General features: G+C 64.6%; 16 protein-coding genes and 1 pseudogene. 11 read left to right on the top strand and 6 right to left on the bottom strand.

Annotation, left to right across the window (positions count from 1 at the left end):
- Positions 1-128: 128 nt before the first annotated feature.
- Positions 129-998, bottom strand: coding sequence for a LysR family transcriptional regulator (locus tag C7I55_RS16225; RefSeq protein WP_106514062.1), 870 nt, complete (start codon positions 996-998; stop codon positions 129-131).
- A gap of 226 nt (positions 999-1,224) precedes the next feature.
- Between C7I55_RS16225 and C7I55_RS16220 the strand changes: the two genes are divergently transcribed.
- From C7I55_RS16220 to C7I55_RS16210, 3 genes are all read left to right on the top strand, one after another.
- Positions 1,225-2,136: a TolB-like translocation protein gene (locus C7I55_RS16220; RefSeq protein WP_106514061.1), complete on the top strand. Its 912-nt coding sequence runs from the start codon at positions 1,225-1,227 to the stop codon at positions 2,134-2,136.
- The gene (locus C7I55_RS16215) at positions 2,126-2,581 is read left to right on the top strand and encodes a RidA family protein (protein WP_199192853.1); all 456 of its coding nucleotides are present in this window, start codon (positions 2,126-2,128) and stop codon (positions 2,579-2,581) included. The genes C7I55_RS16220 and C7I55_RS16215 overlap by 11 nt, the downstream gene beginning before the upstream one ends.
- Before the next feature lie 132 nt (positions 2,582-2,713).
- A complete protein-coding gene (locus tag C7I55_RS16210; RefSeq protein WP_106514060.1) occupies positions 2,714-4,312 on the top strand; it encodes a hypothetical protein in 1,599 nt (532 codons plus the stop codon).
- 36 nt (positions 4,313-4,348) lie between these two features.
- Here the strand turns inward: C7I55_RS16210 and C7I55_RS16205 are convergent, their stop codons facing one another.
- Together C7I55_RS16205 and C7I55_RS16200 are read right to left on the bottom strand one after the other, a co-directional pair.
- Positions 4,349-5,254: an alpha/beta fold hydrolase gene (locus C7I55_RS16205; RefSeq protein ID WP_106514305.1), complete on the bottom strand. Its 906-nt coding sequence runs from the start codon at positions 5,252-5,254 to the stop codon at positions 4,349-4,351.
- 284 nt (positions 5,255-5,538) lie between these two features.
- A complete protein-coding gene (locus C7I55_RS16200) occupies positions 5,539-5,907 on the bottom strand; it encodes a putative quinol monooxygenase (protein WP_233222245.1) in 369 nt (122 codons plus the stop codon).
- Positions 5,908-6,173: 266 nt separating this feature from the next.
- Here C7I55_RS16200 and C7I55_RS16195 point away from each other — a divergent pair, with 266 nt between their 5' ends.
- The 4 genes from C7I55_RS16195 to C7I55_RS16180 all read left to right on the top strand — a co-directional run bounded on the left by C7I55_RS16195 (position 6,174) and on the right by C7I55_RS16180 (position 9,003).
- Positions 6,174-6,692 (top strand): alpha/beta fold hydrolase, encoded by a 519-nt coding sequence (locus tag C7I55_RS16195; protein WP_106514058.1) that lies wholly within the window; start codon positions 6,174-6,176, stop codon positions 6,690-6,692.
- A gap of 577 nt (positions 6,693-7,269) precedes the next feature.
- Positions 7,270-8,022, top strand: a complete 753-nt coding sequence (locus tag C7I55_RS16190) for a hypothetical protein (protein ID WP_106514057.1) — start codon at positions 7,270-7,272, stop codon at positions 8,020-8,022.
- The gene (locus C7I55_RS16185) at positions 8,019-8,477 is read left to right on the top strand and encodes a hypothetical protein (protein WP_106514056.1); all 459 of its coding nucleotides are present in this window, start codon (positions 8,019-8,021) and stop codon (positions 8,475-8,477) included. Before C7I55_RS16190 ends, C7I55_RS16185 begins: the two co-directional genes overlap by 4 nt.
- Before the next feature lie 10 nt (positions 8,478-8,487).
- Positions 8,488-9,003: a hypothetical protein gene (locus C7I55_RS16180; RefSeq protein WP_106514055.1), complete on the top strand. Its 516-nt coding sequence runs from the start codon at positions 8,488-8,490 to the stop codon at positions 9,001-9,003.
- Between the two features lie 445 nt (positions 9,004-9,448).
- Here C7I55_RS16180 and C7I55_RS16175 read toward each other — a convergent pair whose 3' ends face one another.
- Positions 9,449-11,056, bottom strand: a complete 1,608-nt coding sequence (locus tag C7I55_RS16175; RefSeq protein WP_106514054.1) for a pentapeptide repeat-containing protein — start codon at positions 11,054-11,056, stop codon at positions 9,449-9,451.
- 478 nt (positions 11,057-11,534) lie between these two features.
- On the opposite strand from C7I55_RS16175, the gene C7I55_RS16170 reads away from it, so the two are divergent.
- Positions 11,535-12,089, top strand: coding sequence for a DUF4262 domain-containing protein (locus C7I55_RS16170; RefSeq protein ID WP_106514053.1), 555 nt, complete (start codon positions 11,535-11,537; stop codon positions 12,087-12,089).
- 498 nt (positions 12,090-12,587) lie between these two features.
- Positions 12,588-12,953, top strand: coding sequence for a hypothetical protein (locus tag C7I55_RS16165; RefSeq protein WP_106514052.1), 366 nt, complete (start codon positions 12,588-12,590; stop codon positions 12,951-12,953).
- Positions 12,954-13,209: 256 nt separating this feature from the next.
- Here the strand turns inward: C7I55_RS16165 and C7I55_RS29485 are convergent.
- Positions 13,210-13,419: pseudogene (locus C7I55_RS29485) on the bottom strand (Imm53 family immunity protein); the annotation flags it as partial.
- 433 nt (positions 13,420-13,852) lie between these two features.
- Complete coding sequence (locus tag C7I55_RS16155) at positions 13,853-14,593, bottom strand: SDR family NAD(P)-dependent oxidoreductase (RefSeq protein WP_106514050.1); 741 nt, start codon at positions 14,591-14,593, stop codon at positions 13,853-13,855.
- An 89-nt stretch (positions 14,594-14,682) separates the two neighbouring features.
- Between C7I55_RS16155 and C7I55_RS16150 the strand changes: the two genes are divergently transcribed.
- Together C7I55_RS16150 and C7I55_RS16145 are read left to right on the top strand one after the other, a co-directional pair.
- Positions 14,683-15,309 (top strand): TetR/AcrR family transcriptional regulator, encoded by a 627-nt coding sequence (locus C7I55_RS16150; RefSeq protein ID WP_233222244.1) that lies wholly within the window; start codon positions 14,683-14,685, stop codon positions 15,307-15,309.
- Between the two features lie 256 nt (positions 15,310-15,565).
- Positions 15,566-16,318 carry an SDR family oxidoreductase gene (locus tag C7I55_RS16145; RefSeq protein WP_106514048.1) on the top strand — a complete coding sequence of 251 codons (753 nt, stop codon included), beginning with the start codon at positions 15,566-15,568 and terminating at the stop codon, positions 16,316-16,318.
- The last annotated feature ends 138 nt before the right edge of the window (positions 16,319-16,456 follow it).

The raw sequence follows: 16,456 nt of genomic DNA, 5'->3' as shown, positions 1-16,456 counted from the left end.
GGGTTGGCTTCCGGAACGCCCCGTTTTTACGGCACCCGAACCCGTCGCGCCAAGCTGTGGATTCCACTGTGAGCACAAAGGCGGCCCGATCCGCCGCGGCCTCCCCGCCCAGCCGATCGCATGCAGGGTCAAAGACCTGTCTTCCGGCTGGCCTCGACGAGCCAGGCGCGGAACGCCAGCACCGAAGGCCGCCGGTCATGGTCCGAGATCAGCACCCAATAGCCCGCCGGTCCGTGCAGCATCGTCTCGAACGGCCGCACGAGCCGCCCCGCGCCAAGGGCATCGGCAAACAATCGGGGCGACAGCAAGGCGATGCCGGCGCCCTCGAGGACGGCCGCTCCCGCGAGGTCCTGGGTCGGATAGCGGACCCCGGAGCCACCGATCGCGTCGCCAGGCACATCGACACCGGCTGCCTCGAACCACGCAGGCCATGCGTCGCTCGGGAGGCGCGCGCAGTCGACGAGGTCCCGTGGCGCAGCCAGTGGAGCGGGGCGGTAGAGCTGCGGATTGTAGAGCGGGGTCGCTTCGATCGGAAACAGGAGGGTCGCCTGGAAGCCTTTCCAGCGGCCGAGGCCGCTGCGGATCGCCACGTCGAAGCTGCCGGGCGCACGGAGGTCGCTCGCAGCATCGATCGTGATCCGGTGCGTGCGGCTTCCCGCGAAGCTCGCCAGCCGCGGCGCCAGCCAGCGCGAGGCGAAGGTCGGCGCGGCGCTGACCCGGATCGTGTCGCAATCCCGGCACGACTGAACGGCCGTGCCGAGGATCGTCAGCGCTTGCCCGACCTTGCCGGCGAGCTCCTTCCCGCTGTCGGTCAGCGCAATCCGCGGACCGCGGCGATCGAACAGGGGCGCGCCGATGTCGGCCTGAAGATGCCGCATCCGCTGGCTCACCGCCGCCGGGCTGATGCCGAGTTCCTCCGCCGCCCGCGTGTAGCTGCCATGCCGCGCACAGGCGTCGAACACGCGCAGCGATTCCAGGGAAGACGGACCAAGGCTCACCCCCCGATCTTAAGCCAGGATTGAAATTGCCGCCAACATCATCGTTATGGCCGATCGCCCGCCGCCCCTAGCATCGGCGCATGACAGCCAGCGTGCCTTCGTCGACCCCTGATCCTGGCCCGGACGTCCTGCACGATGCGACGGCCGCGCGCGTCCTCCCGGAACAGCGGGTCTGCCGCGGGCGCGCCGGCCCTTCATGCCGCGTCCGCCAACCGGGAGCTGCCGATTGAGGCCATGGCTCCCCGCCCTGCTGGCCGGATCCCTGAGCTCCGCTGCCCTGATCGCCGGGATCCCGCCCGCAGCCGCGGACCGGCCGAGCGGACCGGATCTCTGGACTCCGCCGGCGCTCTCGACCGCCGGCTACGAGTCGACGCCGACCTTCTCGCCCGACGGCCGCGAGCTCGTCTACATGGCGGCCGACCCCTCCTTTACCCGCTGGCGACTGCAGATGGTCCGCTGCGAAGACGGCCGCTGGACGGCGCCGCGGCCGCCCGCCTTTGCCGCCGCGCCGCCGGATGCCGAAGCCGATCCCGGCTACACGCCCGATGGCGCGGGCCTCTATTTCGTCTCCGCGCGACACGATCCGGCCAATGAGGATCTCGACATCTGGTACGTCGCTCGGTCGGCGGCGGGGACATGGGGCAAGCCCGAGCGGCTGCCCGCGCCGGTCAATTCCCCGCACGCCGAGCTGCTGCCGCGTGCCGACCGCCTAGGAAATCTCTATTTCGGATCGAGCCGGCCGGGCGGGCACGGCCAGAGCGACATCTATGTCGCCACGCGAGGCCCGGCAGGCGCATGGCAAGTGCGCAACGCTGGCCCGCCGGTCAGCACCGCCGCCAACGAGTATGAAGCCGAGATCTCCGCCGATGGACGGACCCTGATCCTGGTCGCGGACCGCGGCGACCGATCCCACCTGTATCGCTTCGAACGCGCGGCGACGGGTTGGCGCGAGATCGGACGCGTGCCTGCGGACCCGGACGTGTTCCAGGTCGGGCCGCTGCTGTCGCCGGACGCGCGCGCATTGCTGTTCGCGCAGGCCCACCCTGATCGCTCGGGAGAGATTTACCGCATCGACCTGATGCCCGGCGGCGCAGCGGGCTGGCCGAGGCCCTGTGCGGAGGGCGAGCATGGCGTCTGACGAGAGCTCGATGACGCGCCGGACCGCTACGGCGGCCATGCTGTCCTTGGCAGGCGCCGGGAAGATCGCGGCGCTGCCCCCGGGCCGGCCGCTCGAGCCGAGCCCTGCCGCCTACGCCCAGGCCTGGCTCGTCGAGCAGCCGACCCGAATCCTGTTCGTCAGCGGCCAGACTCCGACCGATGCGAACGGCGATGCGCCGTCGGAATTCGCCGCCCAGGCACGCCTGGCGTGGCGCAACGTCGAGGCACAGCTGCGTCGAGCCGGCATGGAATTCGCCAATCTCGTCAAGGTCACCATCTTTCTCGGCGATCGCCGCCACCGTGCCGAAAACACCAGGATACGCGCAGACATGCTCGGCGCCGCCACGCCCGCGATCACGGTGATCATCGCCGACATCTTCGACGAATCATGGATGATCGAGATCGAAGCCATCGCCTGCGCCTGATCTCGGCTCCCCACGCGCGGCAGCTTTGGGGCAGTCACCCGAACATCGCGCCCGCCGCCCGGCTCGTCGCTCCGCCCTTCCCGACGGCCCCGTAACGATTACAGCGCCGGGTAGCGGACGGGGGAATGGGTGATGAATCTTCGGCAGGTTGCACTTTTGGGCGCGGCCGCGGGCCCGATCCTGCTTCCCGCTCCCCTCGCGGCACAGCCGGAGACCTGGCTTCGCGAAGCCGTATCGTTGATCGGCGCCGACGTCGCCGGCGAGGCGATGGTCCGCCATTGCGAAGCGGTCGCGCCGCCCGCCGGGGCGGCGGCACGAGCGCGATTGCAGCAATGGCGCGACGAGGCGCAGCTCGCGACCGTCGAGGCCGTCCTGGAGCCACAGCGTGTCGCCTCCGCCCGCAGTTCGATGGCCGCCGTCGGCACCAAGGCGGTGGCCAAGCTCAAGACGCTCGGAAACTCCGCCTGCTCGCAAATCCCCGACTGGCTGCAGCAGCCGCCGTTCGATCCGCGATCCGGCTATCCGACCCTCTATGCGGCGCTCCCTGCGATCGAGCGCGCACGCGCGAATGCTTCCGGCGTAGCGGCCGCGGCGGCAAAGCCGAGCGCAAGGTCGGGCGCCACCGTGTACAGCGTCGCCCAGATCACTGCGCTCGTTCGCCAGTGGTGGCCGAAGGACGGCAGCCACGACGCCGCGGTCCAGGCGATGCGCGCGGCCGGCCGGATCCACATCCAGGGCAAGGTCATCCAGGCGAAGGACAGCTATTTCGTGGTGACGGAGCGGGACGGCTTCCAGTCCGATCTCTGGCTGAGCACCGGGCTGTCGACGGCGGAAATGGCCGCCCACAAGGGGCGCACGGTCACGGTCGAGGCACGGCTCCGGGAACTTCCCTCCCGCGTCATCTTCGTCTCCGATGCGCGCATCGTCGATGCGGCGGGACTGGTTCCCTCCGACCTGCCGGAAGAACCGGGCCTGTCGCGCACGTCCGTGGCCCCCGCGCAGATCGTCGCGGCCGCAGGCCAGGGGCTCAAGCCTCAGGCGGTCCACGGCCTGCTCCACAATGCCTATATGGCAGCATCGTTCGTCGAAGAGGTGCTGCTGCTGTTGAAGGACGGCACCTATTATCGCGGGGAGGCGGTCTCGCCCGACCAGCTCGACGTCGCCGCCTCGCGTCGCCTCGAGCCCCAGCTCTGGGGGAAATGGCGCGCCGTCGCCGGCGGATTCGAGATCATGCCGAACGATGATCATGGCCGCGCGAGCGGCACGTGGAAGAAGCAGGGCGGAATGCTCGCACCCGCCTGGAAGGCCGGCGAGCGCCTGTCGGGCAGCTACACGAGCAAGAGCTTCACCGGCAGCATCGCGACCGGCGGTGTCTACCGCTCGACCACCTACGCGTTCCGCCCCGACGGGAGCTTCGAGATCATCGGCTATGCCCAAGGCGGATCGGGATCGATGGCGGCCGCAAACGGCTTTTCCGCCAGTTCCTCCAGCCTGACCAGCAAGGAGGGAACGACTTCGTCGGCAGGCGGCGGAAATGCGGGCGTGTTCGCCGGCAGCAGCAGCCGCACGAACGACGGGGCAGGCAATATCGGCCGCTACCATCTCGACGGCTATACGCTGACCCTCGAATATGCCGACGGCCGGCGCGAGAAGCGCCTGTGCGCGCCGTGGAGCGCCGATCGGCAGCGTCTCTACATGCTCGGCGAAACGTTTACCCGAGCCGGCACATAGGATTTACGACGCCAGGCACGTCTACCGGCTCTACGGTCATCTCGCCGGCAACCCTGCCGCCTGCGCCATCCGCCTCGCCGTCAGCACCGCGTCGGCGAAGGCGCCCGGCGCCTCCTGCGGGAGATTGTGCCCCGCAGCGATCGTTCGATGTTCGTGCAGGTTTGCGAACATGTCGGTCTGGTCGGCGGTCCCGCCGGGCTTGAGCGGATCCTCGGCGCCGTCGAGCGTCACCGCGGGAACCGTGATTTTCGGCTTGGTCCGCAAGCGGGCCTCGAGGGGCTCGAGAGCCGGGTCGCCCGGTGCGGTGCCGAAGTCGAAGCGATAGGAATGGATGACGACATCGACGAAATCGGGATTTTCGAACGCTTCGGCGGTGCGCTCGAACGTCGCCGCGTCGAACTGCCAGCCCGGCGACCATTGTTCCCACAGCAATCGGCACAGGTCGCGTCGATGCCGATCGAGGCACTCGCGTCCGCGCTCCAGCTGGAACAGATGCTGGTACCACACAACGCATTCGAGGCTCGGCGCGAAGCAGTGGCCGAGCCGTTCGACATCGATCACGTCGTAGCTCGCCAGCGAGACCAGCGCCGACACGCGCGCGGGCCACAGCACCGTGGCAACGCAGGAGGCGAGGCCGCCCCAGTCGTAGCCGGCGAGCACGGCACGCTCGAGACCGAGCGCATCGAGCAGCTCGACGAGATCCCGGCCGAGCGCCGCCTGCTGTCCGCTCCGCATCGTCTCGGGGGATCGGAAGCGGGTCGGCCCGAAACCGCGCAGCCAGGGCATGATCACGCGCGCGCCCGCCTCCGCCAGGATAGGCGCGACCTCGGCATAAGCATGAACGTCGTAGGGAAAGCCGTGCGAGAGGATGACGGGCCAACCGTTCGTCGGTCCGGCCTCCAGATAGGCGATGCGCAAGGTTGGAGTATCGATCGTCTTCATCTTCTTCTCCGCTCCGGAAAGCCGATGGCGCGGCCGCTCGCCCATGCCCGGCCGGCCGCGCATGGGCCCGGGGAGCCCGACGTGCCGGGTCCGCGAAGGTTCACGCGGCTTGTCGCCTCCGAATGGCCCGTCGTCGCGTTCCTGCATCGACACCGCAGGCGCTCCGCCGAAGGAAGCGGGGGACGTCACGGATCATGCTGTGTCGTCCGGAGCATGATCCACAACCGAGGCCGGAGCAAGGCGCTCCGGCTTGAGATGATCAGCCTCAGAAGCGAATGGAAGGATCAGGCCACGAAGACCGGGTCGAGCGTCACCGCGATGCGCTCGGCGAGATCGCTGATCACCGACAAATAGCGCTGGAAATGCGCCGACGCGCGGTGCGCTGCGACCGCATCGTCGTCGGCATAGAGCTCGTCGAGGACGAAACGCGCCGGATCGCTCTGGTCCCGCCAGAGGTCGTAGCGCAAATTGCCCGGCTCGGCCCGGCTCGGCGCGAGCATGGAGTCGAGCAGCGCCTTGAGGTCGGAAGCCTTGCCGGGACGGGCGGCGAGGATGGCGACGATCTTCACGGGATTGGACATTGCGATCTTCCTTTTTCGGGTGGGCGCCGCGGCGGGACGCCCGAGCGCCCCGCCGGTCAGGTGCGTGCTCATGCGCGCGCTCATGCGCGCACGCCATCGAGCGCTTCGATCAGCGTGGCGGCAAGCGGGTGATCCCAGGCTTGTCGCTGATGATGTGATTCCCGCCGTCAGGGAGCGCAAGCGCTGGTCAATCTTGGTAAAACCGGGTGCGCGCCACTCGTCACACGCGTCTTTTCCACTAGACCGCGCCTCGGGCTGCAAATCTACCGGATATCGCGGAGCAAGGAATGAGAAAGAGCGCTGTTTGGACGCGTCGCGCGACTTTGAGAGCCGGCGCGATGCTCATGGGCACGGCCGCTGTCGGCGGGGCTTTGGCGCGTGTCACCGACCCTCCGGCCTCCGAAGGCTATGCCGCCGTGCCCGGCGGCAAGGTTTATTGGCGCCGGTTCGGGTCAGGCGGCAAGACACCCCTGCTGATGCTGCATGGCGGACCGGGGGCGGCACACAATTACCTCCTGTCGATGAAGGCTCTGGCCGATGAGCGCCCGGTGGTCTTCTACGATCAATTGGGATGCGGCAGGTCCGATGCCCCGACCTACGAAAGCCTTTATACGATACAGCGCTCGATTGACGAGGTCGACGCCGTGCGCCAGGCGCTCGGTCTATCGCTCGCCCGTTTCGTCCAGGGCGGCGTGAAACCCACTTCGACGAATGCGCTGCTCTCGGAACTCCACCGCACCTGGGCGCGCCCCGAGGCGGCCGATCTGGCGCAGCTCTACGGCCTCGTCGCGCCGAACTACGCAGCCGTGATCGAAAGCTATGTCCGGGCACAGCAAGCCGTCAAGATCCCCGTTTGACCGCGCAGTCGCGACGTCGGGTGCTACGACGCGGTCCGACCCATACCCGACCTGGCCTGCCCCGGTGAGCAGCATTCGAGCCGACGCACGGCAGGCCGCGGGCCGACATTGCAGCCGCCACCTATGTTACTCTATCCCCCCCGCAATGTAACATGGGACTGGTCAGCGATGTACATCGCGGATGCCGCAATCGTGCTTGCACCAGCCTACGCGGCCTTGGTCCAGAAGGGTTTCTCGGTTCGCAGCTCCGCTGGGCCCCGGAGCTTGGTCATGCAACCGCTTCGGGCCTGAATTTGCGTTGGGGTTTGGTGCCGCCTTTCAACTCTGTTCCACCGTCCCGGCGCAATCGCCCGCCGCGGCAGACGTCCGCTCTCGCGCGGCAGGCTGCCTTCCACCGGGCCTGCGCCGGATCGGGAGCTACGACGTGCTCCGTTTCATCGCGGACATTGCCACTGGTCATTCCCCACGGTTGATCCCGTAGTGGATCGAGGTTCAATTCGGCAAAATCTCGTCCGGGTTCGGCCTTCCTTGACACCCCGCCTTTCTTCGCTTCCGCTGCCTTGCGCGGGAGGGCCTCATGGCGATCGACTGGAAAGAGCGAAGCGAGATCATCAAGAATCTGGTCTCGACGGCGGCCGTAGTGGTGGGTGGACTGTGGGTCCTCTATCAATGGGATACCGTGTTTCCGAAGACCCGAGCAGATGTACAGGCGGCCGCCGCCTCGGTCCGAACAGATGTGTCGGGCGCTTTCAATGTGCAGCTCGACATGAACGACGATGGTTCGCCGCCACCCTTCCGAGAGGACGCCGCCGCGGCTGATCCTGGAGATCTCCAGGCCTACTGCATGTCACATCCGGGCGCGGTGCTCGTGCAATCTACGCCGGTATTCGGGCAATTGATGCTCAAGAGCGCGAGCGGCATTCCGGTGCGTGCGGAGGTCGAGCAGGTTGCGGTCTCGACCGCGCCCATCAGTTCGCCAGTCATTCATCCGCCCGCTGGTCAGACTCCGAGCATCGCCCCGATGACCATCACCGATGTGGCCACGCTCACGGACGATCGCATGTTCATCGGAGGCCTGCGGGCGAACCGCGTCGAAAAGGGTCAGGAGGTTCAGGTCGCGGTGATGTTCGACGTCAAGGTGCCGGTTCAATGCGCTCATCTCGAACGGCTCGTCTTGTTCAAGGCGCAGGTGGCTCTCACTGCGATCGACCCGGCGAAAGACCGGCCGATCGGGCCGCCCGTGCCGAAGATCTTCGTGACGACCTGCCAGCTGAATCCACGTACGGCGCCTGCCTGCAACATTAGCGGTATCGAGGCGCGGGGACAATGATGCGGCTTCGCCGGCTGCGGCCGAGCGGCAGGGTCGATGCGGTCCCGGCCGACACCACCGAAGCTGCCGTGACGGCCATGGTACCCGAAGCGAACACTGCGGACCTGCCCAGCCGCATTGCCGCCTTCGATTCCAGCGCGCCTGCCGCTGCGGCCCGCCAGGTTAAACCCGCCGCAGCCACTCTCCCTGGGATTGCCGACGCCGCCTTGCCCAGCAAGGAGATTCCGCCTGAGCGGTTTCACGGACGCTGGATCGTGGGACGGGTCGCCGCCGATGCTACCGCGCCCCGGAGGTTCGCATCCGACCGGGGCTGGATCGGCAGGACACTACAATTGGGCGAGGAAGCGGTGGGTTGGATTGCCGGGGGTGAATTGACCGCCGATCGACTCGGTGTGGAGCCCGACCTGGTCGATTATCTGGACCGCCGCAATCGTCCGGCAGTTCGCGGCATTTGAGGAGAGCGTGATGCGTCATTGGACTTTGTCGGCGGCGATCGGAGCTGCCATCTTGGTCTCCAGCTCAGGCTCAGCTTGCCCGGCGCAATCCTTGATTTCAGGTAGCTACGACCGCGTGCCAGAGCGGAGCGACGCCGCCTTTCAAGCGATCGAGAGCGCTATTGCCGGCCTTTCCAGCGCCAAGCGCCCTCTCGCTCGCATGGTCCTGCGCAAGTCCATTGCTACAAGTAGATTTAGAGTCTCGTGTGCAGGAAGTCGGTTCTCGATCAAGTACGATGCCAAAACACCTATTGTCGTTTGGATTGGCGGAGAGTCGGTCAAGTGGAAGCTCGTGGAAGGGCTTGTTTTCGATGTGTCGGCAAAAGCGAGTGGTGAAGCCGTATCGCTGACATTCCGTGGGGACGACAGCGAGCGGACCACGGTGTATCGTAGCGTCGGGCAACAGTTGGTGGAGGAGACTACCATCATCAGTCCACTGCTCTCTACGCCGATTGTCTATAAGCTCGCCTATAATCGAGAGAACTGACAGGATCTACGAGTCGGACTTTCTGGTGAGAAGCCGTTGAACGGTCTTCGTCTCGCAGATGCGGAGGCCGGTCCAGATGATCTCTCCAGTGTCTGCTTTGAGGCGTGCTACGATCGTGAGCGAAAGGCGACAAGCGGGCGGAAGCGGAATGGCAGTTCATAGGAGGGCACGGTCAAGACCGGACGCTTACCCGCAAGCGTGAGCAGCATTGTTATGTAGAGCAAGGCCGCGTTCTTCGATGGAGGCCTTGGGGCATGTCTGTGGAGCCTGGAATTGAACCAGCACCCATATTGGCGTTTGCGGGATAGGGACGACATGCGGTCGTGACGCCGAGGCGGCCAGATTGGGACGGTCGATCAGATCCGCCCCATAGCCGTAGCGTGGGCCGAACTCGACAAGTCAGGGATTTTGTGAAGGAGCCCGCGAGCTCCAGCATTGCTCAAGACTATTTCTCGCGGGCGCCAGGGCGAGTGACCCGGAACAGTTCAGCTAACCCTTGTTGTCGACCCGCCTCGGCTGCGGCCGCGCGCATAGCCTCATTCACCGATTTCAACGTCTGCAGCGCGGAGTTCGCGCCCGAGCCAGATGAGAATGAACCGCGCGCGGTGTTGGCAACTGTTGCAGACGGCCTAGCGTCCTCCTCGGCACGCGCCTGGAGCGGTGCCATGACCATGCCAGTCCATCCGTTCTCCGCCCAAATTCGGGCTATCTTGATCCGGTCGGCCGAGTCCTGGTCATTCAATGCGAAGCCGTTCCCGGCGCTCGCCCGGTAGGACAAGTCATCTGGCATACGAAAGCCACGCTCGATGGGCCGACGTCCCCTGCTCATGTCGCGCACCGCCTGCCCTTCCGCTTGCGAAATAGCATCTCCCTGACTTTCGCGGAGACCCGCGCGCCCGGCAAGGGCCGAACCCGCTAGATTGTCGATCATAGTCTGATTGAACTTCGCGCCGGAGAAATCAGCGGCGCTGAGGTCGCCTTCCTTATAGAAAGATGCATGGTCGAAATCGGCGCTCGAGAAGTTCGTTCCCTCGTATGAGGGGCCGGCGGTCGGGACCCGCTGCGTGACACCGGCTCCGGCAGGCGCATCATTGAAGTGGGCTCCGAAGAAATCGAAGCCGCTGAAATCGAGGTTGGACATATTCGTCAGGCCGAAGCCCGAAAATTGTGCCTGACGGATCACTCCCGACAGATTCGCCGTCGTAAGATCGGTCAACGTAAAGCCGGTGTGATTGAATGAGGATCCAGCAAAGCGGGCACCTTCCAGGATTGTGTTCGAGTATCCCTTGCTTCGCACGACCATGTTGGTCATGGCCGAGCCGCTAACGTCGCTATCTTCAAAGCTGACCGATGACCCGCCGAGGTGATCGAAATTCGCGTCGCGGAGTGACGCGTTCGACAAATACACCGAGTCCATTTTCGCACCGCCGAAGTCGGCATGGTCGGCCGACACGTCGTGGATTCCTAATCGCCTCAAATGAGCGTTCTGGAAGTTGGATCGGCTCAAGTTGGCATCTTTCACCGACATCCAGGAAGCCTCAACAAGGCTGTCGCCCTTACCGACAGCACCGAGGTACGCGCCGCTAAAGTTGCTATCTGAGAAGTCGCCGCCGCTCATCGCGGCGTTAATCAGGGTCGCGTCTCGAAGATCCACGCGTTGTGCCAAAACATTGGTGAGGATCGTACCATTGAGAGTTGCACCCGAGAGCTTCGCGTCTGACAGGTTTGCACCCGACAGGTCTAGACCACTTAGATTCATGCCCGACAGGTCGGCACCGCGTAGATCGGCATCTTTGAGGTCAAGCGCTGTGAGATCCACGCCGTGGAGATCTTGGCCGCGCAAGTCTATGCGCGCTCCAGATACGTGTTTCTCTGCCGCTTGCTCCGCGAGAAGGGCGGCGGCGGTGTCCGAAGCCAAGGATGCCCGCCGCGGGTCGGCGAAAGGTGTCGGTGTCGCTTCCGGAACGCCCTCATGATTATCGCCTCCGGAGGCATTTGCGGCCGGAAGCGCCGGCAGGGGTGAGGCGGTCCAAACGGAGTTGATCGTCGACATAGTATATCCCTGCAGATGCAAGCCGCTGATCCTCTATTATAGCCGTCCACTGACTTGGTGCATGACACGCATCCGGCATTTTGTTGCTCGCTTGATCGATTGAGCGGCGGTGAAGATGAGGCTCGCACCATTTTTCGTCCGCTTTCGCTGATCGTTTCCCGACAGCAGTCTGGCGGCTAGCCACCGACTTTCGCCACAGCCGCTAGGTCCGTTTTCATTCCCGGGGCGATCTCCAGGCGATCCTGCGAAGGTCCGCTTACGCGCGGCACCCTGACCTTCGCCGTCGGCATGCGCGATGTTGGGACCGAGGACCTGCTCCGACCCTTGACGGACATTTGATGCGGACATCCTGCTCATCGTGCGCGGCCTACGCACGGATCTCATCCCCCGAGCGCCCGCGGCTCCGGCTTTTCGCAGTAGGAGAGGCCGTATAAGTCAATGGCAAAAGCTGCGGTGAGCAGGAACCCGGAGATAGAGATTGGACGAGTATAAGCGGCACGTGAAAGAAACGTTCGAGAAAGATGGTTCAGGCTTTACCGTCTTCATGGGGTTGGACGCCGCGCCAAGCTATCTCGTTACCTATGGCTTCTTCGCGACCTACGGATTGCCCGAGATAATCGTGTTCGGCGACAAGTTTATGCTCGACACCCTTCTGCGGCTCTACAACGAGATGATCGACGCGCTGGAAAACCTCATATCATTTCGTGACGACCAGCACTGGCCTATGAAGTGCGACGGCCACCATGTGGTGGGGCGCTTCGTCGAAGCGTCCAACGTTACAGCGGACCGGTTCGGGGACGCGCAATTCTGCCACCAGTTGGCCGGTATCTCAAAACCAATACCCGCCTATCAACTCTTCTGGCCGGATGAGAATGGACGCTTCCCTTGGGAGCGAGGATGCTCCGAAGTCTGCCGGTCCTTGCAACCGCTTTTGAGCAATCGTCTGTATGAGGTCCCAACCCGCAGACATTCGTTGCGGTCCCGGCTTGAAGCTATCATCGAAACCTTCAGAGTGAGAGGGCCTCGTCGCTAGACCCGAATTCCCTCGCTTCGTATCCGATCCCTTGCGATGGTAGGGCACTAGACGCCCTGTACCATCTCTTTTTTGCCAAACCGGTCCAATATCCAATTTCCACGACAGTATTGAAAAACTCCGGTGACATATCTTCCTCCGGAGCGAGGGGCAAAATCGTAGAAGGTTCTTCCACAAACGAGCGTCATTCGCTCATAGGCGGAGCCGCGCGCGGCGGCTGGAATATTCCTCTCGGCGCGCCGCTGAGCCGCGGTTCGGCTTTGCTCTGACTTTTTCAACAATATCTACCTTAGCAGTCATAGGCCCTTAGCCCGGCTTTCCGGGAAGCAGAACAGCTTCGCGCGTGCGATCACCGGGGGGGCAATGGAGCCAGCGAAGGGTCGCAGGACTGCGCCGGTGAGACGGAGCTCGATCAGAGGAGTGGGCCATATAGGCGCCGCCATCGTCAACCGTTCATGAACACATCCAAGTGTAGGTAGCCTTGCAGCGGAGACTATGATGTATCGTATACACGTTGATGCTGCTCGGTCGATCGTCGAGGTGACCCTCGGCGGGTTGATGTCTGTCGCAGAGGTCGACACGTATATCGCAGACCTGAAGCAGGAATTCATCGCCCACGGACTGCGCGACTACGCCATGATCATCGATGTATGCGCGTGCCCCATCCAGCCTCAGGAGATGATCCGACGCATGGGCGAGCACATGGCGACGATGCCGAAGGCGCGGGCGCTGGCGGTCGTAACGGGGAGCTCGCTTGCCCGAATGCAGATCCGCCGGCTGTTCACCCAATCCTATGCCCGGATCGTGGCCACGCCCGCGGATGCACGCGCTTGGGTCGTCTCGGGAACGGAGCCGTTGACCTGACGCATACCAGGGCCAAGCACGACGGCAGCTCACGACGAGGGCCGAAGGCCAACTAACCCATCCGGCTGCTCCGAACGCGATCGCGGGCTGCGGAGGCGAACGTCCGGTTCTCCGCGATAGGCCGACGATCGCAATCCATCGAGATCGCCCATCGCCTACAGCCGCCTGTGACCCTAAGCGGACCTCAATTTGCGGCAGGAGCGCTAGCCCACTCGCGGAATAGGCCGATGACGGCAGAGAGATCATGGACGCCGCGTCAGGCTTCGAACCTGTTGCTCACGACATGGCAGCGGTGCCGGCGGGTAGAGGGGTCTCCCTCGGCCGAACCTACATTCACTAAAACGGTCTCGAACGGTCGCCCGTCCAGGCCGGTGTCAGTCGGGTCGATCCTGACGAGCCAACCTGCACTGTCATGCGTGTCGATCTCTACTCCGTGAACATGCTCCCATTCGCCGCCACACCGAGACGCGTACCACTCCGAGGAGCCAGGTCAGATGGTCGCGCGTATAGTCGGCCATGCCATGATGCTTGCGAAAACGGCCGGGAGTTCCAACGGCCGCTCTCCGGCCTGCCCCGCTGTTCCTGCGGGAACCGCAGGGTGGGCCCGCGAACGTCCGCTCTCGCACTGCAGCCTGACGTCGGTGCCGAGACACCTCAGGCCGGGCGGTCGACCAGGTCCGACCGAACGCGGACAGTTGCGAGTTCGTCGAGGCTGCGCATCACGGACACTCCGACGGACGCGGATCGCGACGAACTCGAAGCTCGAGTAACCGATGTGACGTATGGAGTTGACGATTATCTTCGCCTTGAAGACGACCACACAATAGCGTGGGGGCCCCACAGGCGGCAGTCTGATCGGCGCCCATCGTCCGATGGGCGCCGATCCGGAACGTAGCGCCTCAGGTGAGGGCACCCCCGTCCACGTTGAGGATGGTGCCGGTGATCTGACGGGCGGCGGGAGTTGCGAGGAAGGCGACGGCGGCAGCGACATCCTCTGGTTGGCCGAAGCGGCCCAGCGGGATGAGACTGCGCTGGTAATCCGCGCTTTCGCCCCCCTCGGGGTTCATGTCGGTGTTCGTCGATCCCGGCTGCACCAGGTTCACGGTGATGTCCCGTGGCCCGAGCTCCTGGGCAAGTCCCCGCGTGAGCGACTGAAGCGCGGATTTGGTCATGTAGTAGACCGTGCCGGGCGCGCCCACGATGCGATCGGCGCCCGCGGATCCGATGTTGATGATGCGCCCGCCTCCCGTGAGATGCGGAATGGCCGCCTTGGACGCGAGCACCGGGCCGCGCACGTTCACCGCGAGCAGCGCGTCGATGTCCTCTACCGCGAAGTCGGCAATAGTGTTGTAGCGGGCGATACCGGCATTGTTGACGAGAATGTCGAGGCCACCGAGCACGCGCGCCGCTTCGTCGACCGAATGCTGGATCGCCGCCGGGTCGGCGCTGTCGGCCTTGATGGCGGCGGCCCGGCGTCCTTTGGTTTTGATGGCATCGACCACCTGGGCCGCTCGGTCGGCGGACCGGTCGTAGGTTATTGCGACATCCGCCCCCTTCTCCGCGAGAGCAAGGGCAATCGCCTCGCCAATGCCGCGGGACCCTCCAGTTACCAAGGCGCGTTTGCCCGACAATTCCTGCATCGTCCATTCCTTTCTGTGTCGTTCGATACAGATCAGATGTGGACGTTGCGCTCGCCTGTCAATGAATTATATATCGATCGATGCAGAAAATGGACACAGAAGCCGATGCTTCCCCCCCGGGCCGCGGGCGTGGCAGGCCACGCGCCTTCGATCGCGGGGCGGCGCTTACCGCAGCGATGCATCTCTTCTGGAAAAAGGGGTATTGCGCGACCTCGATCTCCGACCTCACGGAGGCGATGGGGATAGGCTCGCCGAGCCTCTATGCTGCTTTCGGATCAAAGGAGGCCCTCTATGCCGAAGCGCTTGGCCACTATCGCGAGACGCACGAGGCGATCGTGTGGAGCCGGTTCTCCAAGGCGAACACGGCAACGGAAGCCGTGGAGGCGTTCCTGCAGGACTCCGCTGCAGGACTGAGCCGAACTCCGAACGGATGCATGGTGACATTGTCTGCGGTCGGCTCTGAGGGTCAGACGGCTTTGGGTGCACTCGTCGCCGCGGCGCGCAACGTCACGCTGGAGCGGCTCGTCGCCCGCTTCGAGCAGGCCGTCGCGGAGGGAGAAATCGCGGATACATTGGATATCCATTCGCTCGCCCGCTTCGTGCAGACGGTCCAGAATGGCATGTCCCTTCTTGCCCGCGACGGCACGAGCGCTGCCGAATTGGCAACCGTAGCGGAGACGGCGATGTTGGCCTGGCATGCCCGCATTGCCTCCTGAAGGTCTTCATCACGCTTGGAGCTACGCTCTGTGTAGGCCGCAGGGCTTTTCGGAAGTTCAAGGACAATCGCGCCTCCTCGAGATCGCCTGGGCTCCTACAGCCGCCCGCGAGCCCTAGCGGACCCCGAGTCTAGAAGCGGATGTCGGCACGGAGCCCTCTGCCGGCCAGATAAGTTGTGAGGTTTGGCGACAAGGAATGGGACGTGCCCGGCTGCGGCGTGCCTTAGCCACCCGGCTCCACCAAAGGAGCTGAACAATGAGACTGCTAGACGGCAAAGTGGCGATTATCACGGGTGCCAGTTCAGGGATTGGCAAGGCGGCCGCGCAACTCTTTGCGGCGAACGGCGCATCCGTCGTGCTCGTCGCCCGGCGAGAAGAGTGCCTGAAAACAGCGGTTCAGGAAATCGAAGACCAAGGTGGCCGAGCCATCGCCGTGGTTGGAGATGTCAGCGAGGAGCGCACGCACGATGAGGCTGTGGCTGCCGCCCGAATGACGTTCGGCGGCTTGCACATCGCCTTCAACAATGCGGGGCTAGTCGGCGCCATGGCGCCGCTGGCCGAAATTCAGCCCCGACAATGGTCCGAAGTGCTGGCCGTGAATTTGACTGCAGCCTTTCTCGGCGCGCGCGCGCAGATCCCCGCCATGCTGGAGTACGGCAAGGGTGCGCTCATCTTCACCGGCAGCTTCGTTGGGAACAGTGTGGGCCTACCGGGAATGGCTCCTTATGGGGCGGCCAAGGCGGGGCTACTGGGGTTGGTCCGGGGAATAGCGGCAGACTATGGCGCAAACGGCATTCGCGCGAACGCTCTTCTCCCCGGGGGTACGGCTACTGATCTGGCCGGCAACGCTGCGCAGCGCGAATGGGCTGCGGGTCTCCATGCCATGAAGCGGATCGCTCACCCCGAAGAAATCGCGCAGGCAGCACTGTTTCTCGCGAGCGACATGTCGAGTTTCGTTACGGGATCGGCTCTTTGGGCCGACGGGGGCAACGCGGCGGTGAAGCTCTAGCGGCGGGTGACCGGCAGCGTTCAAGCTGACCCTGGATTAGCTGCCGGTCCGCTAAACCAACCGATTCTCCTGGTTGTGCTTACGTCCGGGTTCCAGGCGATCGCCAGGCAACCCTGCGAAGGTCCGCTTCTGCGCAGC

Origin of the sequence: Allosphingosinicella deserti (genome assembly GCF_003012735.1) — a bacterium.
GTDB classification, from domain to species: domain Bacteria; phylum Pseudomonadota; class Alphaproteobacteria; order Sphingomonadales; family Sphingomonadaceae; genus Allosphingosinicella; species Allosphingosinicella deserti.
Note: the sequence above shows the minus strand (reverse complement) of the source record. Positions and strands in the feature narration are given on the sequence as shown.

What these genes read in the sequence shown, in the direction of transcription:
- C7I55_RS16145 (WP_106514048.1), top strand. Translation starts at nt 15,566, where the DNA reads ATGAGACTGCTAGACGGCAAAGTGGCGATTATCACGGGTGCCAGTTCA.
- C7I55_RS16165 (WP_106514052.1), top strand. Translation starts at nt 12,588, where the DNA reads ATGTATCGTATACACGTTGATGCTGCTCGGTCGATCGTCGAGGTGACC.
- C7I55_RS16155 (WP_106514050.1), bottom strand. Translation starts at nt 14,593, where the DNA reads ATGCAGGAATTGTCGGGCAAACGCGCCTTGGTAACTGGAGGGTCCCGC.
- C7I55_RS16185 (WP_106514056.1), top strand. Translation starts at nt 8,019, where the DNA reads ATGATGCGGCTTCGCCGGCTGCGGCCGAGCGGCAGGGTCGATGCGGTC.
- C7I55_RS16175 (WP_106514054.1), bottom strand. Translation starts at nt 11,056, where the DNA reads ATGTCGACGATCAACTCCGTTTGGACCGCCTCACCCCTGCCGGCGCTT.
- C7I55_RS16190 (WP_106514057.1), top strand. Translation starts at nt 7,270, where the DNA reads ATGGCGATCGACTGGAAAGAGCGAAGCGAGATCATCAAGAATCTGGTC.
- C7I55_RS16215 (WP_199192853.1), top strand. Translation starts at nt 2,126, where the DNA reads ATGGCGTCTGACGAGAGCTCGATGACGCGCCGGACCGCTACGGCGGCC.
- C7I55_RS16150 (WP_233222244.1), top strand. Translation starts at nt 14,683, where the DNA reads ATGGACACAGAAGCCGATGCTTCCCCCCCGGGCCGCGGGCGTGGCAGG.
- C7I55_RS16210 (WP_106514060.1), top strand. Translation starts at nt 2,714, where the DNA reads ATGAATCTTCGGCAGGTTGCACTTTTGGGCGCGGCCGCGGGCCCGATC.
- C7I55_RS16195 (WP_106514058.1), top strand. Translation starts at nt 6,174, where the DNA reads ATGCTCATGGGCACGGCCGCTGTCGGCGGGGCTTTGGCGCGTGTCACC.
- C7I55_RS16200 (WP_233222245.1), bottom strand. Translation starts at nt 5,907, where the DNA reads ATGAGCACGCACCTGACCGGCGGGGCGCTCGGGCGTCCCGCCGCGGCG.
- C7I55_RS16205 (WP_106514305.1), bottom strand. Translation starts at nt 5,254, where the DNA reads ATGAAGACGATCGATACTCCAACCTTGCGCATCGCCTATCTGGAGGCC.
- C7I55_RS16180 (WP_106514055.1), top strand. Translation starts at nt 8,488, where the DNA reads ATGCGTCATTGGACTTTGTCGGCGGCGATCGGAGCTGCCATCTTGGTC.